19 protein-coding genes and 1 tRNA gene are annotated in these 21,967 nt (G+C 72.7%); 14 read left to right on the forward strand and 6 right to left on the reverse strand.

All coding sequences use genetic code 11. The features are described from left to right. The first annotated feature begins 15 nt into the window (after positions 1 to 15). From EDF34_RS14335 to EDF34_RS14345, 3 genes are all read left to right on the forward strand, one after another. Positions 16 to 2,466: a GH36-type glycosyl hydrolase domain-containing protein gene (locus EDF34_RS14335; protein WP_123372174.1), complete on the forward strand. Its 2,451-nt coding sequence runs from the start codon at positions 16 to 18 to the stop codon at positions 2,464 to 2,466. A 40-nt stretch (positions 2,467 to 2,506) separates the two neighbouring features. Beyond that, the gene (locus EDF34_RS14340) at positions 2,507 to 3,487 is read left to right on the forward strand and encodes an aldose 1-epimerase (RefSeq protein WP_123372175.1); all 981 of its coding nucleotides are present in this window, start codon (positions 2,507 to 2,509) and stop codon (positions 3,485 to 3,487) included. Between the two features lie 135 nt (positions 3,488 to 3,622). After that, positions 3,623 to 4,438: an LppX_LprAFG lipoprotein gene (locus EDF34_RS14345; RefSeq protein WP_123372176.1), complete on the forward strand. Its 816-nt coding sequence runs from the start codon at positions 3,623 to 3,625 to the stop codon at positions 4,436 to 4,438. A gap of 51 nt (positions 4,439 to 4,489) precedes the next feature. Here the strand turns inward: EDF34_RS14345 and EDF34_RS14350 are convergent, their stop codons facing one another. Next, the gene (locus EDF34_RS14350; RefSeq protein ID WP_123372177.1) at positions 4,490 to 5,095 is read right to left on the reverse strand and encodes a GNAT family N-acetyltransferase; all 606 of its coding nucleotides are present in this window, start codon (positions 5,093 to 5,095) and stop codon (positions 4,490 to 4,492) included. Positions 5,096 to 5,197: 102 nt separating this feature from the next. On the opposite strand from EDF34_RS14350, the gene EDF34_RS14355 reads away from it, so the two are divergent. After that, positions 5,198 to 5,268 (forward strand) — tRNA-Gly (locus EDF34_RS14355). Positions 5,269 to 5,272: 4 nt separating this feature from the next. Here EDF34_RS14355 and EDF34_RS14360 read toward each other — a convergent pair. Both EDF34_RS14360 and EDF34_RS14365 read right to left on the reverse strand, forming a co-directional pair. Continuing rightward, positions 5,273 to 6,064 (reverse strand): pentapeptide repeat-containing protein, encoded by a 792-nt coding sequence (locus EDF34_RS14360; protein WP_123372178.1) that lies wholly within the window; start codon positions 6,062 to 6,064, stop codon positions 5,273 to 5,275. 9 nt (positions 6,065 to 6,073) lie between these two features. Next, positions 6,074 to 6,433 (reverse strand): VOC family protein, encoded by a 360-nt coding sequence (locus tag EDF34_RS14365; protein ID WP_123372179.1) that lies wholly within the window; start codon positions 6,431 to 6,433, stop codon positions 6,074 to 6,076. Positions 6,434 to 6,535: 102 nt separating this feature from the next. On the opposite strand from EDF34_RS14365, the gene EDF34_RS14370 reads away from it, so the two are divergent. The 8 genes from EDF34_RS14370 to EDF34_RS14405 all read left to right on the forward strand — a co-directional run bounded on the left by EDF34_RS14370 (position 6,536) and on the right by EDF34_RS14405 (position 15,651). Next, complete coding sequence (locus EDF34_RS14370) at positions 6,536 to 6,805, forward strand: acylphosphatase (protein WP_123372180.1); 270 nt, start codon at positions 6,536 to 6,538, stop codon at positions 6,803 to 6,805. Between the two features lie 43 nt (positions 6,806 to 6,848). Continuing rightward, entirely contained in the window at positions 6,849 to 8,237 is a 1,389-nt protein-coding gene (locus EDF34_RS14375) for an aminotransferase class V-fold PLP-dependent enzyme (protein WP_123372181.1), read from the forward strand. Between the two features lie 399 nt (positions 8,238 to 8,636). Then, entirely contained in the window at positions 8,637 to 9,875 is a 1,239-nt protein-coding gene (locus EDF34_RS14380; RefSeq protein WP_123372182.1) for a glycine betaine/L-proline ABC transporter ATP-binding protein, read from the forward strand. Continuing rightward, positions 9,872 to 10,753 (forward strand): proline/glycine betaine ABC transporter permease, encoded by an 882-nt coding sequence (locus EDF34_RS14385; protein ID WP_123372183.1) that lies wholly within the window; start codon positions 9,872 to 9,874, stop codon positions 10,751 to 10,753. Before EDF34_RS14380 ends, EDF34_RS14385 begins: the two co-directional genes overlap by 4 nt. 52 nt (positions 10,754 to 10,805) lie before the next feature. Further along, complete coding sequence (locus EDF34_RS14390) at positions 10,806 to 11,750, forward strand: glycine betaine ABC transporter substrate-binding protein (protein WP_123372184.1); 945 nt, start codon at positions 10,806 to 10,808, stop codon at positions 11,748 to 11,750. Positions 11,751 to 11,950: 200 nt separating this feature from the next. Beyond that, complete coding sequence (locus tag EDF34_RS14395; RefSeq protein ID WP_123372185.1) at positions 11,951 to 13,894, forward strand: glycoside hydrolase family 15 protein; 1,944 nt, start codon at positions 11,951 to 11,953, stop codon at positions 13,892 to 13,894. Positions 13,895 to 14,005: 111 nt separating this feature from the next. Beyond that, the gene (locus tag EDF34_RS14400) at positions 14,006 to 14,635 is read left to right on the forward strand and encodes a hypothetical protein (RefSeq protein ID WP_123372186.1); all 630 of its coding nucleotides are present in this window, start codon (positions 14,006 to 14,008) and stop codon (positions 14,633 to 14,635) included. Then, on the forward strand, positions 14,629 to 15,651 hold the full coding sequence (locus EDF34_RS14405; RefSeq protein ID WP_123372187.1) for a hypothetical protein: 1,023 nt from the start codon (positions 14,629 to 14,631) through the stop codon (positions 15,649 to 15,651). Before EDF34_RS14400 ends, EDF34_RS14405 begins: the two co-directional genes overlap by 7 nt. Here EDF34_RS14405 and EDF34_RS14410 read toward each other — a convergent pair. After that, a complete protein-coding gene (locus EDF34_RS14410) occupies positions 15,638 to 16,924 on the reverse strand; it encodes a DUF2254 domain-containing protein (RefSeq protein ID WP_123372188.1) in 1,287 nt (428 codons plus the stop codon). The genes EDF34_RS14405 and EDF34_RS14410 overlap by 14 nt on opposite strands. 105 nt (positions 16,925 to 17,029) lie before the next feature. On the opposite strand from EDF34_RS14410, the gene EDF34_RS14415 reads away from it, so the two are divergent. Beyond that, positions 17,030 to 19,504 carry a circularly permuted type 2 ATP-grasp protein gene (locus tag EDF34_RS14415; protein WP_123372189.1) on the forward strand — a complete coding sequence of 825 codons (2,475 nt, stop codon included), beginning with the start codon at positions 17,030 to 17,032 and terminating at the stop codon, positions 19,502 to 19,504. After that, positions 19,501 to 20,421 (forward strand): transglutaminase family protein, encoded by a 921-nt coding sequence (locus EDF34_RS14420; protein WP_123372190.1) that lies wholly within the window; start codon positions 19,501 to 19,503, stop codon positions 20,419 to 20,421. Before EDF34_RS14415 ends, EDF34_RS14420 begins: the two co-directional genes overlap by 4 nt. A gap of 3 nt (positions 20,422 to 20,424) precedes the next feature. Here the strand turns inward: EDF34_RS14420 and EDF34_RS14425 are convergent, their stop codons facing one another. Beyond that, a complete protein-coding gene (locus EDF34_RS14425) occupies positions 20,425 to 21,288 on the reverse strand; it encodes a hypothetical protein (protein WP_123372191.1) in 864 nt (287 codons plus the stop codon). A gap of 127 nt (positions 21,289 to 21,415) precedes the next feature. Next, positions 21,416 to 21,955 (reverse strand): DinB family protein, encoded by a 540-nt coding sequence (locus EDF34_RS14430; RefSeq protein ID WP_123372192.1) that lies wholly within the window; start codon positions 21,953 to 21,955, stop codon positions 21,416 to 21,418. Positions 21,956 to 21,967: the final 12 nt, after the last annotated feature.

Here is a 21,967-nt window from a genome sequence, read left to right on the forward strand (position 1 = left end):
CGAGGGGCTTCACCAATGCGCTACGGGTACTTCGACGACGACGCACGTGAGTACGTCGTCACCACCCCGCACACGCCGTACCCGTGGATCAACTACCTGGGGTCGGAGAAGTTCTTCTCGCTCGTGTCCCACCAGGCCGGTGGCTACTCGTTCTACCGGGACGCGAAGATGCGCCGCCTCACGCGCTACCGCTACAACAACATCCCCGCCGACGCGGGCGGCCGCTACCTCTACGTGCACGACGAGGGCGACGTCTGGACCCCGTCCTGGCTGCCGGTCAAGGCAGACCTCGACCACTTCGAGGCGCGCCACGGCCTGGGCTACTCGCGCATCACGGGCACCCGCGGCGGCCTCAAGGTCGACACGCTGTTCTTCGTCCCGCTGGGCGAGGACGCCGAGATCCAGCGCGTGACCGTCACGAACGAGTCGGACGCCGAGAAGACGGTCACCCTCTTCTCGTTCGTCGAGTTCTGCCTGTGGAACGCGCAGGACGACCAGACGAACTACCAGCGGAACCTGTCGATCGGCGAGGTCGAGATCGAGCAGGAGGGCCCCCACGGCTCCGCGATCTACCACCGCACGGAGTACCGCGAGCGCCGCGACCACTACGCGGTGTTCGGCGTGAACACGCCCGCCGACGGCTTCGACACCGACCGCGACACGTTCGTCGGCCAGTACAACGGCCTCGGCGAGGCCGCCGTGCCGCGCTCGGGTGTCTCGGCCAACTCGGTCGCCTCGGGCTGGTACCCGATCGGCTCGCACTCGGTGAAGCTCACGCTCGCGCCGGGCGAGTCCCGCGACCTCGTCTACACCCTCGGCTACGTCGAGAACCCCGACGAGGAGAAGTGGGCCGACGACGACCACCAGCTGATCAACCGGCAGCGCGCGCACGACCTGCTGGGCCGGTTCGCCACCGCGGAGCAGGCCGACGCGGCGTTCGAGGCGCTGCGCGCCCACTGGACCGGCCTGCTGTCGACCTACTCGGTGCGGTCGACCGACGAGAAGCTCGACCGCATGGTCAACGTGTGGAACCAGTACCAGTGCATGGTCACGTTCAACATGTCCCGCTCGGCCTCGTTCTTCGAGACCGGCATCGGCCGCGGCATGGGCTTCCGCGACTCCAACCAGGACCTGCTCGGCTTCGTGCACCTCATCCCCGAGCGTGCGCGTGAGCGGATCATCGACATCGCCTCGACGCAGTTCGCGGACGGCTCGGCGTACCACCAGTACCAGCCGCTGACGAAGCGCGGGAACAACGACATCGGCTCCGGCTTCAACGACGACCCGCTGTGGCTGATCGCCGGCGTGGCCGCCTACGTCAAGGAGACCGGCGACTTCTCGATCCTCGACGAGCCCGTGCCGTTCGACAACGAGCCCGGCTCCGAGGTCCCGCTGTTCGAGCACCTCACGCGCTCCTTCGAGTTCACCGTCGAGAACCGCGGGCCGCACGGCCTGCCGCTCATCGGCCGCGCGGACTGGAACGACTGCCTCAACCTCAACTGCTTCTCCACCACGCCCGGTGAGTCGTTCCAGACCACGGAGAACCAGGCCGGCGGCGCCGCGGAGTCGGTGTTCATCGCCGCGCAGTTCGTCCTCTACGGCCAGCAGTACGCCGACCTCGCCGCGCGCCGCGGCCTGGCGGACGTCTCCTCGCGCGCCTCCGAGCTCGTCGAGGAGATGCGCACCGCCGTGCTCAAGGACGGCTGGGACGGCCAGTGGTTCCTGCGCGCGTACGACTACTACGGCACGCCCGTCGGCACCGACGCGGACCCCGAGGGCAAGATCTGGATCGAGCCGCAGGGCTTCGCGACGATGGCGGGCATCGGGCTCGAGTCCGGTGCGGCCGAGCAGGCGCTCGACTCGGTCGGCGAGCTGCTCGCGACCGACCACGGCATGGTGCTGCAGTACCCGGCGTACACGACCTACCAGGTGCAGCTCGGCGAGGTCTCGACCTACCCGCCCGGCTACAAGGAGAACGGTGGCATCTTCTGCCACAACAACCCCTGGGTGATCATCGGCGAGACCGTGCTCGGCCGCGGCGAGCGCGCGTTCGACTACTACAAGCGGATCACGCCGGCCTACCGCGAGGACATCTCCGAGGTCCACAAGCTCGAGCCGTACGTGTACGCGCAGATGATCGCGGGCAAGGAGGCCGTCCGCCACGGCGAGGCCAAGAACTCCTGGCTGACCGGCACCGCGGCGTGGAACTTCGTCGCCGTCTCCCAGCACCTGCTGGGCGTGCGGACCGACTACGACGGCCTCGTCGTCGACCCGCAGATCGGTCCGGACGTCCCGACGTTCACGGTCACGCGCGTCGCCCGCGGCGCGACGTACGAGATCTCGGTGACCAACTCCGGCGCGCAGGGCTCGCGCGGTGCGCTCGTCGTCGACGGGACGCCCATCGAGGGCAACACCGTCCCGTACGCGCCCGCCGGTTCCACGGTCCGGGTCGAGGTCACCCTCTGACCGCACGAGCGGTCGGTGGGCAGGGGGAGGTGACGCACGGATGACGCTGCTCGAGGCGCCGTCGACCGTGCGCGCCCCCGCACCCACCGACCCTCGCGTCACCACCCTGCGCAGCGGGACGTGGGAGCTCGACGTCGCCCCCCGCTCGGGGGCGGCCCTCACCGGCGGCCGCATCCGCACGGCGGACGGGGTGTGGCGCGACCTGCTGCGCCCCACCCGCCGCAGCGGCATCGGCGACCCCGAGAAGTGCGCGAGCTTCCCGATGGTGCCGTGGTCCAACCGGCTCCGCGAGGGCGTGCTCTCGTTCGGCGGTCGGACCTGGCAGCTGCAGCGCAACGGCGCCGACGGCACCGCGATCCACGGTGCCGTGCGGTACTCGGCATGGTCGGTCGTCGACCAGTCGGAGTCGTCGATCGACCTGGAGCTCGAGACGTCGTCGCTGACCGGCGTGAACTTCCCCTGGCGGTTCGCCTCGCGCATCCGCTACGCGCTGGACGGCGACGCGCTCACGGTGACGACGTCGGTCCGCAACATCGACACCTCCTCGTTCCCCGCCGGGTTCGGGCACCATCCCTACCTGCAGCGCTCGCTGCACCCCGCGCACGAGCAGACGCCCATCTGCCCTCCCGGGCAGCCCGTCGTGCACATCCCCTCCGGCCGGGGCTACCCGCTCGACCACGGGATCGCGACCGGCGCCGCGGGCGCGGTGCCCACCCGGGCGGACTTCAGCACGCCGCGCGCACTGGGCAGCGCCTTCATCGACGACGTGCTGCGCGACTGGCGCGACGTGCGGATCTCGTACCCCGAGGCGGGCGTGACCCTCGACGTGCGGGCCGACCCGATCTACGAGCACCTCGTCGTCTACGCGCCCCGTCGGCGTGCGTGCTTCGCGATCGAGCCGGCGACCAACGTCAACGGCGGCTTCGCGCTGCACGGTGCGGGCGTTCCCGGGACGGGCGTGTTCGTGCTCGAGCCGGGCGAGGAGCGCACGGGCGCCTTCACGTTCCGCGTCTCGGTGTAGCCCCAGGCATCTAAGCCGCTGACCTGCGGGTCTGCAGATTTCGCCCGCCGTTCACGCACAGCCGATCCCCAGGTCGCGCCCGTTCCGTGTCACCATGTCGGGGTTCAGGACCACTACCCAGGGGGACTCTCCGCCATGCGTGCTCGCCGTTCCACCGTCCTCGTCGCCGCCGCCGTCGCGGCGACGCTGTCTCTCGCCGGCTGTTCGGGCGCGTCCGACGACGCGTCGTCGAAGCCTTCCGGGGCCTCGTCCGCCTCCGCGCCCGCGGACGACACCTCGGACGAGTCCGCCTCCGGCGAGCTGACCGCCGACAACTTCATGGAGACCGTCGCCGGCTCCATGGCGGACGACGCGAGCTACCACACCGTGATGAAGACCTCCGCCAACGGCACGGTCGCGATGACCGCCGAGGGCGACGCCGCGGTCGACGACGACGACATCGCGATGGCCATGACGATGAGCTCGCAGGGCATGGACATGGAGGTCCGCGTCCTGGACGGGATCTGGTACATGAACCTCGGCGAGCTCACGCAGGACAAGTTCATCAAGGTCGACCCGAGCGACGACTCGAACGAGATGGCGAAGAGCTTCGCCGGCGTCACCGACCAGATGGACCCGTCGGCCTCGGTCAAGGCCATGGAGGACGCCGTGGTCAGCGTCAAGAAGTCGGGCGCTCCCGAGAAGCTCGACGGCGTCGACGCCCAGCCGTACGAGGTCGTCGTGGACACGACGAAGATCACCGGCGCGATGGCCGACACGATCAAGGCCGCGGGCGACGCCATCCCGGCGACGTTCACCTACACGTACTGGATCGGCCCGGACAACAAGCCGCGCAAGATGGTCATGGACCAGGCCGGCACGACGACCGAGATGACGATGACCGACTGGGGCAAGAAGGTCACCATCGAGGCGCCCTCGGCGGCCCAGATCACCGAGATGCCGACGTCCTGACGTCAGCTCCCCGCCGGCCCGTCCCCGCTCCGGGGGCGGGCCGTCGGCGTCTCACCCGAGCGCGAGCCCGAGGGTCAGCCCCCAGGCGTGCTCCTCGAGGGTCACGAACCCGACGCGGTGGTAGAACGCGATCGCACCGGGGTTGTCCTTGGACACGCCCAGGTGCAGGCCAGGCACGCCGCGGGCCCGCAGGGCGTCGGCCAGCGTCTCGATGAGCGCCCGCCCGAGCCCCTGCCCCTGCAGCCGCGGCAGCAGGTCGATGTGCATGTGCGCGGGGTACTCGGCGTAGACGGGGTCCTCGGTCGGCCACGTCTCGTGGAAGCGCGCGACGAGCACGTGGTCCTCGGTGCCGTCGTGCGGGTCCTCGACCAGCGGGTACTGCGCGCGCAGCACCGGCCACCAGTGCTCCTCGCGCCACCGCTCGAACCCCGCCGAGTCCGCCGTCGCGACGATGTAGCCCGCCACCCCCTGCTCGTCGGCCACGACGAACGTCATGCCCGGATCGGCGACCGGGTAGGGGCCGGCGTACAGGTGGGACAGCAGGTCGGGGTTCGCGTACAGGTGCGACGAGTCCCCGCCGGCGTGCCCGGTGAGCAGGCAGATGCGGTAGATCGCACCGAGGTCGGAGGGGTGGAACGGGCGGATCGATCGGGGCACGCTCGACCTTCTCACATGCGGAGTTCGCCGGTCGCGACGGTCCGGGTATGCTGTCCGGGCCGACGACGGCAGGGGCCTCTGCGGGCCCCGGCCGGTGGTCGTGCGGGTGTAGTTCAGTGGCAGAACTTCAGCTTCCCAAGCTGATAGCGCGGGTTCGATTCCCGTCACCCGCTCCCTTCATCCCCACTGCTGCGGCGGCGCCCCCAGACGCGAGGGCAACCTCGTCGTCGCGTCCCCGTGCGCCGAGGCGACCTGGCGCGGCGTGACGAACAGCGCGGTGGTCAGGTCCGCACCCCGCAGGTCCGCACCCCGCAGGTCGGCCCCGAGCAGGTCGGCCTCGCGCAGGTCCGCGCCGCGCAGGTCCGCACCCAGCAGGCTCGCACCGCGCAGGGTGGCCCCGCGCAGCTCGGTGAGCCGCCGGCCGGCCAGGTCGGCGCGGCGGTGCTGCGGTCCGCCGCCGCCGACCAGCGCGACGACCTCGTCGAGCGCGGGCTGCACGAGGGCGGGCAGCGCCAGCACGTCCACCGCCCGCAGTGCCGCACTGCTGGACATGAGGGCGTCGAGCTCGTCGGCCAGCGCTTGCAGCCTCGCCTGCACCGGCCCCGCGGCCACCCGCTCGAGCCCTTCGCTGACGTACCAGAGCAGCTCGTGCACGCTCTGCGCGGCCCAGAAGTCCGCGAACATGGGCTCCGCGACCGCCGGCCCCTCACGCCAGCTGCGACCGCCGTACAGCTCCTGCGTGACGCGCTGCCCGGCGCCGAAGCAGTCGTACGTCGTGCAGCCGGACATCCCGCTCGTCCGCAGCCGCGCGTGGATGGCGCACCGGTGGTCGTCCTGCAGGTTGCGGCACGGCGTGCCGAAGTCGCGGTCGAACGCGAACTCCGACGAGCGGCTGAACGACGACGCCACGCAGCACAGCCCGACGCAGCGCGAGCAGTCGGCGCGCAGCTCGATCGGGAGTGCGGTCACGGGTCGAGGCTATGCCGTGGTCCCCTCGTACAGGGCGAGCTGGTTACCCTCGGAGTCCGTAAACGAGGCCCACCAGCTGGTGGGCGAGATCTCCTGCTTCGGCGTGACCACCGTGCCGCCCAGCTCCACCGCCTTGGCGAGGGTCTCCTCGATCGAGTCGACCTCGACGTAGCTGCGGGGGGTCGTGAGCACGTCGTCGCGCGGGCTGATCCCGCCGCCGCTGATCGTGTTGGGTGCCGTCCACATGGGGTAGCCCTCGTAGCCGGGGTACTCCTTGATGTCCCAGCCGAACAGCTCTCGGTAGAAGGCTGTGGCGCGGGGGATGTCGTCGGCCGGGATGTCGATGTGCGTGATGTCGCCGTGAGCCATGTCCGTGCTCCTCGATGAGCGGGTGTCGACACCGGCAGCGTAGGACCGTGCGCGCGAGCCGTACAGGGAGCGCGCACCCCGCCGCCGGTCGACACTGTCGCCATGAGCAGCAGACGGGTGGTCGTGCACGGCTCGGTCCAGGGCGTCGGGTTCCGCTGGTCGGCACGCGCGGAGGCGGAGCGGCTGGGCGTGCGCGGCTGGGTGCGCAACGAGGACGACGGCAGCGTGGAGGCGTTCCTCACCGGCGCCGACGAGGCCGTCGAGGAGCTGGTCGCGTGGTTCCGCGCCGGCCCGCCCGGGGCGGTCGTGACGTCGACCGACGTGCAGGCCGCCGAGGGCGAGGGCGCGGAAGGCTTCTCGATCCGGCACTGACGCGACCGTTGACCCGCGCACCGCCGGGGAGAACACTCGCCCCATGACCCGCGGCGGGACGTCCGGCGACTACCCCGAGCTGCTCGACCTGGCGCAACGCCGCGCAGTCGAGTGGCTCACGGGCATGCCGGAACGGCCGATCCCCGCCGCCGCGAGCATCCCCGAGGTGATCGAGGCGCTCGGCCCGCACCTGCCCGACGAGCCGCAGGACCCGCGCGACGTGGTCGCCCGGCTGGTCGAGGCCGTCGAGCCCGGGCTGCTCGCGAGCCAGTCGCCCCGGTTCTACGGCTGGGTGATCGGTGGGACGTACCCGGTGTCGCTGGCCGCGGACTGGCTGGTCGGCGCGTGGGACCAGAACGCCGCGATGCGCACGCCGATGCCCGGCACGGCCGCCGTCGAGGAGCTGGCCGCGGACTGGCTGCTCGACCTGCTCGGGCTGCCCGCGGGAGCGGGGGTCGGGTTCGTGACGGGCGCGACGATGGCGAACTTCGTCGGGCTGGGCGCGGGCCGCGACCGGCTGCTCGCGCGGGCCGGGTGGGACGCGGCCACGCTGGGTCTGAGCGGGGGTCCGCGGGTGCGCTGGGTCGCCGGCGCCGAGCGGCACGCGTCGGTGGACATCGCGGCGCGCTACCTGGGGCTCGGCGCCGCCGAGCTCGTGCCTGCCGACGAGCAGGGGCGCATCGACGTCGGCGCGCTGGCCGCCGCCCTCGACGGCGGCCCGACGATCGTCTGCCTCCAGGCCGGCAACCTGCACTCGGGCGCCTTCGACGACATGGCCGGGGCGATCGCCGTCGCGCACGCGGCCGGCGCGTGGGTGCACGTCGACGGGGCGTTCGGGCTGTGGGCGGCCGCGTCACCGAGCCTCGCGCACCTGACCAGCGGGTACGCGGCGGCGGACTCCTGGGCGACCGACGCGCACAAGACGCTCAACACGCCCTACGACTGCGGGCTCGCGATCGTCGCCGACCAGGCGGCCGCGCGCGCGTCGTTCGGCAGCAGCGCCGCGTACCTGCCGGCCGCCGCGACGGGCCACGACCCGCACGAGCACGTCCCGGAGATGTCCCGGCGCGCTCGCGGCGTCCCGGTGTGGGCGGTGCTGGCCACGCTCGGGCGCTCCGGGGTCGCCGCCCTCGTCGACGGGCTGCACGCCTCGGCGGTGGACCTGGCCACGCAGCTGGCGGCGTTGCCCGGGATCGAGGTCGTCAACGACGTCGTCTACACCCAGGTCTGCATCGCGCTGCCCGACGACGACGAGACGACCGCCCTCGCGGCCCGGATCCGGGACGACGGCGTCGCGTACGCCTACCCCTCGCGCTGGCGGGACCGCGCCGTGGTCCGCTTCTCCGTGAGCAACTTCCAGACAGACACGGCCGCAGTCACCGCCACGGTCGACGCCGTCCGCCGCGCGCTGGCCGGCGACGACGGACGCTAACGCCTGTAACGAAGCAGTAACGATCCAAGATCAGGTAAAAGTGCAGGTCAGCGGGCACGCCGCCGCGGCACCCCGGCGGGACATTCCCGGACAGACCCGGCATCGCAGGTTTGGTCAGGCAACGATCCAGGGGCAGGGTGGGCGGCGACCAGATCGACGACCGGCTGGTCCGGAACCTCGTGCGCAGCCCGAGTCGGAGCACCCGCTCCCGAGCTCGGCGCAGCGGACCGCCCCCGCGGCGGTGCAGCGTTCCGACGCAATCACCGCGCGACCCTGACGGGCCTGGTGCGGTGCGGCCGGTCGGTGCGCGCCAGACCCTCGTCCCGGGCAGGACGGTCCCCTCGGGGGACCGCTTCGAGCCCGTGCCGCGGCGTTCCCGGTGCGCCGCTGACAGACGGGATGAACGTGACAGGACTGCGCGCCGAGGGCGTGTACAAGGTGTTCGGCCGGCGGCCGGGCGAGGCCGTCAAGCGGCTCCGGGCCGGCGTGAGCCGCGACGAGGTGCGGCAGTGGGGGACTGCGGCCGTCATCGACGCGAGCTTCGAGGTGCGCTCGGGCGAGACGTTCGTCGTCATGGGGCTGTCGGGGTCGGGCAAGTCGACGCTGATCCGGATGCTCAACGGGCTCTGGCGGCCGACGGCCGGGCAGATCTGGCTCGGCGACGACGACCTGTCGGCCGTGAGCAGCGCACAGCTGCGCGAGCTGCGCCGGCGCCGCGTGAGCATGGTGTTCCAGCACTTCGCCCTGCTCCCGCACCGCACGGTGATCGACAACGCCGCCTACCCGCTGGAGATCCAGGGCGTGGACCGCGGTGAGCGGCGGCGCCGGGCCGGCGAGGCGCTCGAGCTCGTCGGGCTCGGTCAGTGGGCCGACTCGCTGCCGTCCCAGCTCTCGGGCGGCATGCGCCAGCGCGTCGGCCTGGCTCGAGCCCTGGCCGCCGACACCGACGTGCTGCTGATGGACGAGGCGTTCTCGGCGCTCGACCCGTTGATCCGCCGCGAGATGCAGGACCAGCTCCTCGAGCTCCAGCAGACGCTCGGCAAGACCATCGTGTTCATCACGCACGACCTCAACGAGGCGATGTACCTCGGCGACCGCATCGCGGTGATGCGCGACGGGCGCATCGTCCAGGTCGGCACGAGCGAGCAGATCCTGTCCGAGCCCGCCAACGACTACGTCGCGCAGTTCGTCGCCGACGTGGACCGCACGCGCGTGCTCACCGCCGGCTCGGTGATGCGCCGCCCGGCCGCGGTCGTCCAGCTCTCGGGAGGCCCGCGGCTCGCCCTGCGCACGATGCGCGACCACCAGGTGGCGGCCGCGTACGTCGTCGACCGCACGCGGGTGCTGCGCGGCGTGGTCCGCGACGCCGACGCCGTCGCGGCCGTGCGGGCCGGGAAGGTCGAGACCCTCGACTCCCTGCTCGACGTCTCCGTGCCGACGGTGTCGGTGGACACCCCGCTCGCGGAGGTCTTCGCACCGTCCGCCGAGACGCCCCTGCCCCTCCCGGTCACCGACGACGCGGGGCGCCTCGTCGGCGTCGTACCGCGCGTGACGCTCCTCGAGGCGATGGTCCCGCCCGGGGTGACGACCGGTGAGACGCCCGTCGTGCCCGTCGACGACATGGAGGTGGCCCGATGAGCGCGCAGGCTGCGACCGATCTCGTCCCCCGCCTGCCCCTGGGCAGTGCGGTCGAGTCGGCGGTCGACTGGGTCACGACCACGTTCCGCGACGTGTTCGACCACGTCCGCTCCGTGATCGAGTGGTGCTACGAGCTCCTCCAGCACGTGCTCGCCGGGCCGCCGTTCTGGATGGTGGCGCTGCTGCTCGCGGCACTGGCCTACGCGGTCAAGGGCTGGCGCCTCGCGGTCGGCTCCCTCGTCGGCTTCGTCGTCATCGCGGGCGTCGACCAGTGGGAGAACGCGATGGACACGCTCGCGCTCGTCCTGCTCGCGAGCCTCGTCGCGCTCGCCCTGGCCGTGCCCGTGGGCATCTGGTCGGCGCGCAACGACCACGTCTCCCGGGTCGTGCGGCCGGTCCTCGACTTCATGCAGACCATGCCCGCCTTCGTCTACCTGATCCCGACCGTGGTCATCTTCCACGTGGGCGTGGTGCCCGGCCTCGTCGCCACCGTCATCTTCGCGATGGCGCCCGGCGTCCGCTTCACCGAGCTCGGCATCCGGCAGGTCGACGGCGAGGTCGTCGAGGCGGGCCACGCGTTCGGCTCCAGCGAGGGCCGCATCCTGCGGCAGATCCAGCTGCCGCTCGCCATGCCGACGATCATGGCCGGCGTCAACCAGGTGATCATGCTCGCCCTGTCGATGGTGGTCATCTCCGGGATGGTCGGCGCGGGCGGCCTCGGCCGCGACGTCGTGTCCTCGCTGCAGCGTGTCGACGTCTCGCTCGGCTTCGAGGCCGGGCTGGCCGTCGTCGTGCTCGCCATGTTCCTCGACCGTGTGACCGCTGCCCTCGGCAGCCGTTCCAAGGTCGCCCAGGCCCTCGCACTGTCGAAGGCCTGACATCCCCACCCCAGGTACCCGGCACCGGGCCGGGACCGCACGGAAGGAAACGATGCACCACAGCATTCGCAAGCATCACCGCGTCGCAGCACTCGCGGCAGCAGCCGGGCTCGCGCTCACGCTCGCCGCCTGCTCGTCCGACTCGTCCGACTCGCCCGACCAGGGCTCGTCCTCCGACGGGCGCCTGGACAACGGCGATCTCTCGACGGTCTCGATCGGGATCCACTCGGGCTGGGACGAGGGCATCGCCGTCTCCCACCTGTTCAAGGTGGTCCTGGAGGACGAGGGGTACACCGTGAAGACGGACGAGGCGGAGGCCGGCCTGGTCTTCGCCGGCCTCGCCGGCGGTGACTTCGACGTCAACTTCGACATGTGGCTCCCGTCGACGCACGAGGACTACGACAAGAAGTACGGCGACCGGCTCGAGAAGCTGGGCCACTGGTACGACGACGCGAAGCTGACCATCGCCGTGAACGAGGACGCGCCGATCTCCTCGCTCGACGAGCTGGCCGAGCACGCCGACGAGTTCGGCAACCGGATCGTCGGCATCGAGTCCGGCGCCGGCCTCACGCGCATCACGCAGGACGAGGCGATCCCCGCCTACGGCCTCGACGACATGGACTTCCTCATCTCGTCGACCCCGGCGATGCTCGCCGAGGTCAAGGGCGCGACGGCGGCAGGCTCGAACATCGCCGTCACGCTGTGGCGGCCGCACTGGGCCTACGACGAGTACCCGATCAAGGACCTCGCCGACCCGAAGGGGGCCATGGGCGACGCCGAGCAGATCTACTCGGTCGGCCGGCAGGGCTTCAGCGACGACTTCCCCACGCTGGGCTCGTGGATCAAGAGCTTCGGCCTGGACGACGAGCAGCTGTTCTCCCTCGAGAACCTCATGTTCAACGAGGGTGAGGGCAAGGACCTCGACGGTGCCGCTCGCACGTGGCTCGAGGAGAACCCGACGTTCGTCGACGACCTCAAGGCCGACGCGACGGCCTGATGACGGCGCGGCCCGGAGGCCCCTCGGCGTGACCGAGGGGCCTCCGGCGTCGCCCCGTGACGCCTGTGTTCAGCGTTGCTCGCACAGAGCAGCATCAACGCTGAACGGAGGCGCCTCCCGGCCCCGTCGCGATGAGGCAGGCGAACCACGTCACAGCGCAGGGGGCTGACAACCGTGTCAGCGATGCAGCACGCTGAGGCATGGCCCCTGCGACCCCGCCCCCCGCGCACGGCACCCCCTCCGACACGGGATCTCGTTCCAGCTTCCCGCCCATCGCGAGCTACGCGTTCCTGTCCGACTGCGAGTCCAACTGCCTGATCTCCCCCGCCGGCGCGGTCGAGTGGATGTGCGTGCCGCGCCCGGACTCGCCGAGCATCTTCGCCGCGAACCTGGACCGCAGCGCCGGCTCGTTCCGCGTGGGCCCGCACGGCATCCGGGTGCCGACCGCCCGGCGCTACCTGCCCGGCACCCTCGTGCTCGAGACGACGTGGCAGACCCCCACCGGGTGGCTGATCGTGCGGGACGCGATGGTCATGGGGCCGTGGCACAACGAGCAGGAACGCTCGGCCACCCACCGCAGGACCCCCACCGACGACGATGCCGAGCACATCCTGCTGCGCACCATCACGTGCGTCAGCGGCACGGTCGATCTCGAGGTCACCTGCGCGCCCGCGCCGGACTACGGCCGGACCGATGCGCGCTGGGACTACACCGGCGGCGGCTACAAGGAGATCCAGGCCGTGCCCGACCCCGAGGTCGGCGGGCCCACCCTCCGGCTCACGTCCAGCCTGCGGCTCGGCATCGACGGGCGCACCGCCTCGGCGCGCACGCGGATGACGAACGGCGACAAGGCCTACGTCGCGCTGTCGTGGTCACCGCTGCCCGCGCCGTCGACGTGGGACGAGGCCGCGGACATGCTCTGGCGCACGCAGGAGTTCTGGCGCGAGTGGATCACGCAGGGCGTCTTCCCGGACCACCCGTGGCGTACCTACCTGCAGCGCAGCGCGCTCACGCTCAAGGGCCTGACCTACGCGCCGACGGGCGCACTGCTGGCCGCCGCGACGACGAGCCTGCCCGAGACGCCGGGCGGCGAGCGCAACTGGGACTACCGCTACGCCTGGATCCGCGACTCGACCTTCGCCCTGTGGGGGCTGTACACGCTCGGCCTGGACCGGGAGGCGAACGACTTCTTCGCGTTCATCCACGACGTCTGCCGGGACAACAAGAACCTGCAGATCATGTACGGCGTCGGCGGTGAGGACACGCTGGAGGAGCACGAGCTCAACCACCTGACCGGCTACGAGGGCGCGAGCCCGGTGCGGATCGGCAACGGCGCGTACGACCAGCGCCAGCACGACGTCTGGGGCGCGGTGCTCGACTCCGTCTACCTGCACACCAAGTCGCGCGAGCAGCTGCCCGAGGCGCTGTGGCCGATCCTCAAGCGGCAGGTCGAGGAGGCCATCAAGCACTGGCACGAGCCCGACCGCGGCATCTGGGAGGTGCGCGGCGAGCCGCAGCACTTCACCTCCAGCAAGCTCATGTGCTGGGTCGCCCTGGACCGCGGCGCCCGTCTGGCGCGGATGCACGACGAGCCGGACTTCGCCGAGCAGTGGGGCAAGCTGGCCGCCGAGATCCACGCGGACATCTGCGCCAACGGCGTCGACGAGCGGGGGGTGTTCGTGCAGCGGTACGGCTCCGACGCGCTCGACGCCTCGCTGCTGCTGGTCCCGCTGCTGCGGTTCCTGCCGCCCGACGACGAGCGCGTCCGCGCGACCGTCCTGGCGATCGCGGACGAGCTCACGATCGACGGCCTCGTCCTGCGGTACCGCGTCGAGGAGACCGACGACGGCCTCTCCGGCGAGGAGGGCACGTTCACCATCTGCTCGTTCTGGCTGGTCTCGGCGCTCGTCGAGATCGGGGAGCTCGACCGCGGGCGGGCCCTGTGCGAGCGGCTGCTCTCGTTCGCCAGCACGCTCAACCTGTACGCCGAGGAGATCGAGCCGCGCTCCGGCCGGCACCTGGGCAACTTCCCGCAGGCGTTCACGCACCTGGCCCTCATCAACGCGGCGATGCACGTCATCCGCGCGGAGGAGCAGGCCGGGCACGACGGCATCCACTTCGAGCCACCGAACCGCGGCGGCTGAAACTCCGGCGGTGGGCGTCAGGCGCCCCGGATACAGTGATCCGGACGATCGGGTCGAGTCGGGCACCACGCCCGCCCCGGCCCGCCGTCGTTCCGACGACGAGGAGAACCGATGCACCGGGGCTGGGCCGCTCTCGCCATGGCGGCGCTCGTGCTCGCCTCCTCCACGGCGTGCACGTCCGACGACGCGCCGGACGGGCCGATGACGACCGCGGTGACCACCCCCGCGACGACGACCGCACCTCCGAGCCCGACGCCTACGGCGACGCCGACCGCCGCGGCGGAGGGGCCGATCGACCGGACCGACACCGACCTCGGCATCATCTTCACCGACCTGCCGGATGTCACTGGCGACGCCAAGGCCGCCGTCGACGTCTACACGCTGTACGAGGCCGACTTCTGGAAGGCGCTGACCACGGCGAAGATCCCGGCCGAGCTGCGGGCGATCACCTCTCCCGCGGTCTACACGAACGTCAAGAGCCAGGTCGACGGGAACGCCAAGGCGGGCACGACGCTGTCCGGCGCGAACCGCGTGCAGCTCGTCGACGTCAAGGCTGACGCCGACTCCGCCTCCATCGAGACCTGCCAGGTCTCGTCGGACTGGCTGTTCACGCTCAAGGACGGCAGCACCAAGACCGGGCCCGAGGCCGGCTTCGACCCGATCATCATCAAGGTCACCATGACCCACGCGGCGGGCAGCCCCTGGACCGTCGACACCTACACCGCGGGCGACGCATGCTGAACCGCGCCCTCGCCTTCTCCGTGACGCTGCTGATCGCCGGCGCCGCCACGATCGTCTCGGCCACGGGGGCGGCAGCCGACGGGTCGCTGTGCGGTCACACCGCGTGCGACACCGCCGAGGGCCACAGCTCGGGCGGCACCGTCAGCGTCACCGTGACCGGGACAGGCACGAGCACCGGCGGCTCGTACACGATCCCCGAGCAGCACCTCACCACGCCCCCGGTCTGCTACTACGACTTCCTCATGACCGGCAAGGAGTACGCCGCGGTGTGGGGGCCGGGCGGCTCGTTCACCCAGCTGCAGCACAACCTTCCGGAGGAGGACCGGTTCTCCCCGGAGCCCCATTACCAGGACCACAAGGACGACGACGAGGGCGGCTACTGGTATCCGTACTGCGACGTCCAGCGGTGGACCGGGACCACGGATGGGTACAACGCGGCCTGGAAGCAGTACTACGGCACGCACGACACCGTCTACGTCGAGGCCGACGACACCCCGCCCACCGACGTCGAGGTGCCGCCCGAGGAGCTCGCGCGCATCGCCTACAAGGCGACGACCCTGCCCGACGGCCACATCCGCTGGAACCCCAGCCGGACCGACGACGGCGCGACGTTCGTCGGGCTCGACACCTGGGTCTGGCTCGACGACCCGACCACGTCGGTCAGCGTGACGGCGACGATCCCCAGCGGCACGAGCGCGACCGTGACGGCAACGCTCGACGACATGGTCGTCGGGGCCGACGGCGCGCGCACGACGGACTGCGGAGGCCCCGGCGTCGCCTGGACCGCCGGCGCGGAGCACACCCCCTGCGCGATCACCTTCGACCGCTCGTCGGCCAACCTCCCGGTCAAGGCCGGCCACGACGAACCCACCGCGACCATGACCGCGGTGAGCACGTGGCGCGCGTCGTGGACCTCGAACCGCGATCCCGGCACGCACGACCTCGCGAACCTGACACGGACCGCGACCGCCGAGGTCCCGGTCGCGGAGATCCAGTCGGTCGTCAGCGGGAGCTGATGCCCGCCGCCCGGGAGAGCGCGCGGCCGCGGGTGCCACCCAGGCCCTGCCGGTCCGCGGTGAGCGCGACGGCCGCCAGCTCCGCGTCTCCGCCGGTGACGAGCGCGCCGAGCCGCTCCCGGAGCTGCACCAGCGGTGCGGCCCGCTCGTCGTCGAGGTCGACCACCAGGTCGTCGAGGATCGCGGTGAGACGACGCGTGACCTGCGGCTGCCCCTGCCCGAACACCGTGATCTCCAGCAGGGCGAGGTCCACGACGTCCTGCCAGGTGGCTCGGGGCACGACGACGACGCCGTCGCCCGCACGCAGCACCCGCGGACCGAGCCGGAGCACCGACGTCTCGCGCAGCACCTCCTCGATCTCGTCGAGCGACCGCACGGCCGTCGTCGGGTCGTTGACCGCCGGCGAGAGGGCGCGCAGCGCGATGTCGACGAGCAGCCGCAGCGCATAGAGCGGGTCGTGCCGCAGCGAGCGCTCGACGTCGACGACGAGGCAGCGCGCGAGGATGCCGTCCAGGCCCGGGCCGTGCACGCGTACGACGGGCGTGCCGCGCGACACCGAGTCCCCGATCTGGACCAGCACCTCGAGCCGCGAGCCCGTGCGGCGCGCGTTGCGCAGCAGCCGCCGCACGTCGATCGCCACCACCTGCCCGGTGTGCCCGCCGTAGCGCAGCTCCCGCACGGGCCGGTCGTCCTCGGCCAGCTCCTCCTCGACCACGTCGACGCGGCGCGCAGTGTGCAGCCGGCGGGCCATCCCGCCGCGGGCCGTGCGGCCCAGGTGGGAGAGGACCGCGTCGACCCGCACCCGGCTGCCGACCGAGTGCAGCAGCGCGATGAACGCGAGCAGGCTGACGAACAGCAGCAGGACGGCGATGCCGACGGTCCAGATCGCGCCGGACTCGACCTCGTCGGGCACGACGACCACGCTGAGGAACGCGTAGGCGACCGTCCCGACGAAGATCGCGAGGATGACCTGCGTCGAGCGGGCGCGCAGGAAGTAGGACACCGAGCGCGGCGAGTACTGGCTCGACCCGAACTGCAGGAGCAGCACCACGAAGGAGAACACGAACCCCGTGAAGGTCACCATCCCGCCGCCGACGGCCGTGAGGATGCCGGTCATCGCGGACGCCGAGACCAGGTCGGAGACCGGCAGCACGCCGTCGAGCAGCGCCATCTGCACCGCGACGTACGCCCCGAGCAGCACACCGATCGTGGGCAGCACCCAGAACGCCCGCTCCCACCACAGCCGCGCCCGCAGCCCGCTGAACCCCCGCATGGGCCGACCGTACCGAGCACGAGCGTGCGCGAACGGGCGACCCGCCCAGGCCGGGGGGCGTGCCGGAGGCGCGCACCTGCCCGGTCATAGGCCAGACTCCCGGGTGTGACCGACCTGCTCTCGTCCCCGCGGCCGTCCGCGGACGGGAGCCCTCCCGAGCACCGCCCGGACTGGGGCTGGCTCGCGGACCCGGCCGATGCCCCGGACCCCGCCGCGCTCGAGCGCGCGCGGGAGGACGCCGAGCGGCTCCTCGCGGACCACGGCGTCACCTACGGCGCGGACCGCCCCGAGGGCGCCGGGCCCTGGCGCCTGGACCCCGCCCCGGTCACGGTCGACGAGGCCGAGTGGTCCGACCTCGACGCGGGGCTGGTGCAGCGTGCGGAGCTGCTCGACGCCGTCCTGCAGGACGTCTACGGCGCGCGCCGGCTGCTGACCGACTCGCTTCTCCCGCCGACGTCCGTCGTCGCGCACCCCGGCTTCCTGCGGGCGGTCGACGGGCTGCGCCTGCCCGGCGGGCGCGAGCTCGTCCTCACGGCGACCGACCTGGTCCGCGACCCGGCCGGCGGCTGGCGAGCCGTCGCCGACCGCACGCAGGCGCCCTCGGGCGCCGGGTACGCGATGGAGGGGCGACGCGTCGTCTCGCAGGTGCTCGCCAACGTCTACCGGCAGGCCTCCATCCAGCGCATCGGCCCGTTCTTCCACGCGATGCGCGGCGCTCTGCGCGACGTCGCCCCCGCGCACGCCGAGCAGCCGCGCATCGTGCTGCTCACCTCTGGCCCGGCCAGCGAGACGGCGTTCGACCAGGCCTACCTCGCCTCGATGCTCGGCCTGCCGCTCGTCGAGGGCACGGACCTGCTGGTGCGCGACGGCCGCGTGTGGCTGCGTGCGCTCGACGGCCTCGAGCCCGTCGACGTGGTGCTGCGCCGCGTGGACGCCGAGTGGTGCGACCCGCTCGACCTGCGCACGGGGTCGCGGCTCGGTGTCCCCGGCCTGGTCCGCTCGCTGCGCGCCGGCAACGTGAGCGTCGTCAACCCGCTGGGCGCCTCCGTGCTGGAGAACCCCGCGCTGCTGGCCTACCTGCCGCGCCTGGCCCGCACGATCCTCGACCAGGACCTCGTGCTCCCCTCGGCCCCGACGTGGTGGGCGGGCGACCCGGCCGGCCTCTCGCACGTCCTGGCCCACCTCGACGAGCTGGTCGTCCTGCCGACCGTCCGCCGTACCGCGCCCGGCCTCATCCAGGGCTGGACCCTCGACGCCGCCGGGCGCGAGCGGCTCGCGGCGCGGATCGCGGCCGAGCCGTGGGCCTGGGCCGGGCAGGAGCCTGGCCACCGTCCCGACGGGGACGGCGGGTCCCAGTCGGCGATGCTGCGCACCTACGCGGTCGCGCACCGCGGCTCGTACGCGGTGATGGCCGGCGGGCTGGCCCGCGTGGCCGGGTCAGCCGTGGTGTCGTCGTCGTCCGGGGCCGTCGCCAAGGACGTGTGGGTGCTGTCCAGCCAGACGGAGCAGGCCGCGGAGGACACGTCCCTCGAGGTCACCAGCGGCGGTCGGCGGCAGGCCGCCGGCATCTCGCCGCGCACCGCCGAGAACCTGTGGTGGATGGGCCGCTACGCCGAGCGGGCCGAGGACCGTGCACGGCTGCTGCGCGTGGTGGTCGACCGCTGGGACGACTTCCACGCGCGCCCGCGCTCGGCCGGCGGCCGCGCGCTGTCGGTGCTGATCGGCGGCCTCGAGCCCGACGACGAGCGCACGGGCGCGAGCCTGCGCGAGCTGGCCCTCGAGGCCCGGACGGCCACGTCCGTCGCGTCCGCCCTGCGGCGGCTCGGCTCGTCGGCCGCGACCGTCCGCGACCAGCTCTCGAGCGAGACGTTCGGCCCGCTGGCCCGCATCGAGCGCGTCCTGCGCGCCGAGCGCGGCAGGCGACGGCCCGCGCCCGACGAGGCCCTCGACCTGGGCCGCCTCGACGACCCGCGCCTCGCCACCGCGGGCCTGCGGCCCGTGCTGGACCAGGTGCTCGAGGCGCTGCACGCCGTGGCCGGCATCGCCGCGGAAGGGCTCGTGCGCGACGTCGGCTGGCGGTTCCTCGACGCGGGCCGCCGCATCGAGCGCGCGCAGCACGTCGTCGGGCACCTGCAGGCGACGCTCGTCGAGCACCGCGCACCGGCCGTCGAGGGCTTCCTCGTCGACGCGGTGGTCCTCTCCCACGACTCGTCGATCACGTTCCGCCGCCGCTACACCTCGGGCGCCGGCGTCCCCGCCGTGCTCGACCTGCTGCTGCTCGACCGCACCAACCCGCGCGCGCTGGCCTTCCAGCTGGACCGGCTCACGGACGACCTCGGCACGGTGCCGGGCGCCGAGCACCTCCTGTCCGACGTCGCGGACCTGGTCGCGGAGCTCGACCCGGCGACCGTCGCGGAGGCCGACGGGCGCCGCGACCGGCTCGGCGAGGCGCTCGAGTCGATGTCGTGGCGACTGCGCTCGGCGGCCGACGAGATCCAGCGCGTGCACTTCGCCCGGCCCGGGCCGAGCCGCGCGCTCGAGGACCCGTGGGACGCGGCCGACGAGGTGGACCGCCCGTGACGCGCACCTACGACCTCGTGCACCGCACCACCTACACCTACGGCGGCCCGGTCACCGACTCCTACGGCCGCACGACGATGACGCCGCGGGACCTGCCGGGCCAGGCCGTGCTGGCCGCGGCCGTCGAGGTGGACCCCGCGCCCGCCGACACCTCGACCCACATCGACTACTACGGCAACCGGACCACGTACTACGGCGTGACCCGCGCGCACACCCGGCTCGTGGTCACCGCGCGGTCGACGATCGAGGTCAGCCGCGTCGCCGCGACGCTCGACTCGCTCCCGGCGGTCACCTGGGAGGACACCGCACGGTCGGTCGAGACGGGCGACTCCGCCGCGGCGGTCTCGCCCGACGTGCTCGTCGCGCTGCGCGAGCTGGTCCTGCCCTCCACGCACGCCGTGCCGGGCGACGAGGTGCGCGCGTGGGCGGAGCCCTCGTTCACGCCGGACCGGCCCCTCGGCGAGCTGCTCGTCGACCTCGCCCACCGCATCCGCACGGAGCTCGCCTACCGGTCGGGCTCGACCACCGTCTCGACCACGCAGGCGCAGCTGCTCGCCCAGGGCGCGGGCGTGTGCCAGGACTTCGCGCACCTGATGATCGCCGCGCTGCGGGCCCACGGGCTGCCCGCGCGCTACGTCTCGGGCTACATCGAGACGCGACCCCCGGCCGGCCGGCCGAAGCTGCGGGGGGCGGACGCCTCGCACGCGTGGGTCTCGGCCTGGGTGCCGGGCGCGGGCTGGGTGGACATCGACCCGACCAACGACCAGTTCGTCGACGACCGGTACGTGGTGCTCGGCTGGGGGCGTGACTACCAGGACGTCCCGCCGCTGCGCGGGGTCATCTTCACCGAGGGGTCGGGCTCGCGGCTCAGCGTCGCCGTGGACCTGGTGCCGGCCGGTTCCGAGCCGTTCTCCTGACGCTCAGCGGTGCGGCGTCGCGCGGTCGCGCAGCTCGTCGGACGTGACGACGAACCCGCCCGCGTCGACCACCGTCCCGCCGACCGCCCGCCACAGCGCCGCGACCACGCGCGCCATCGACGGCATGACCCGGTCGCGCGCGATGACGTGCAGGGGCGAGGGCGTCTCCGTCTCGAGCTCGCCGGGCTCGAGCGGCTCCCACGTCACGCGGTAGGCCCACGGGCCGTGCTCGCGCCAGTCGAGGCTGCCGAGCACCACGGGGCCGTTCGTCGCGCGGGACATCGTGAGCGTGACCGCGCCGTCGTAGTCGAACACGGCCGTGACGCCGAACGGCTGCGGTCCGGGATCGGCGGAGCCGTTCGGCCGGGGCAGGTCCACCGGACCGAGCCGCGCACCGGCCAGGGCGGGGCGGACGAGAGGGACCGCGTCGACCGCGGCCATGGGCTCGGCGGACCAGAGCGTGAGGGTCACGTCGGCGTTCCGGTCCGGCACGAGCGAGAGCGCACGGTCGGGCGAGACCACGAGCCCGCCGGTGCGGCGGGCCGCCGCGGTCATCCAGCCGACGGCACGGTCGCCGCCCTCGGCCAGGCCGTACACGTCGTGGTCGGGCGAGGGTGCCGGTCCGACGAGCACCCCGGCGTCACCGAGCCGCAGCCGGCCCAGCGTGGCGACGGCTGCCTCCTGCACGACCACGCCCCGGAATCGCGCGCCGGCCATCCTCGTCGCGGGTGCGCTGGCCACGGGCACGGCCTCCCAGGCCGCGGCGGCGAACCACGCGCCGGCGAGCGCGAGCACGTCCGTACCTCTCGGCAGGGCCACGACGTGCTGGCCGTCGAGCTCCGCGGGGACACCCCAGACCTGGCTCATGGCCGGACGCTAGCGAGTCAATGTTTCGGCCATGTGTGTGATCCGCTTCGTCCACCGGTCCGGCGGACTTGTCCACAGGCTTTCACCCGCAGTACCCACCGGCTGTGGACGAACCCTGTGGACAACTTCAGGCGTGCACGTCGTGCAGGTGGTGGACGACGTCGTGCAGGAAGTACTGCCCCAGCGTCTGCACCGTGAAGACCGACCCGTTCGAGCGACGGCCCGTGCGCGCCCACGCGTCGTCGGGCACGGAGTCGAACCGGTCCGCGACCACGTCGGCGGCGTCCGCGAGCTCCTCGGCGACGACCGTCGGGTCCTGCAGGTCGTAGCGGTCCGCGAGCGCCGTGGCGTCCTGGTCCCAGTTCTCGAACAGCGGGTCGACCTCGTCGAGCATGAGCGCGAGGCGGCCGTCGAAGACCCGGAAGACGTCGCGCACGTGCGCGCCGTACTCGAGCGTCGACCACGTCGTCGGGCCCGGGCGCTGGGTGGCGTCGGTGCGGTGAAGGGCCGAGACCCAGCGGGGCGTGAGGTCACGCACCGTCCCGCCGATGGCGGTCGTCTCGGCGTCGGACGCCGTGAAGCCGCACTCCGGGCAGCGCTCCTGCAGGACCCAGGTCCAGTCCTTGTCGTCGGGCTCGATGGCGGGGGCGGCGTCCGGCGTCGTCATGCCCGCACGCTA

It is taken from the genome of Cellulomonas sp. PhB150, assembly GCF_003755175.1.
In the GTDB taxonomy this organism is placed as follows: Bacteria; Actinomycetota; Actinomycetes; order Actinomycetales; family Cellulomonadaceae; genus Cellulomonas.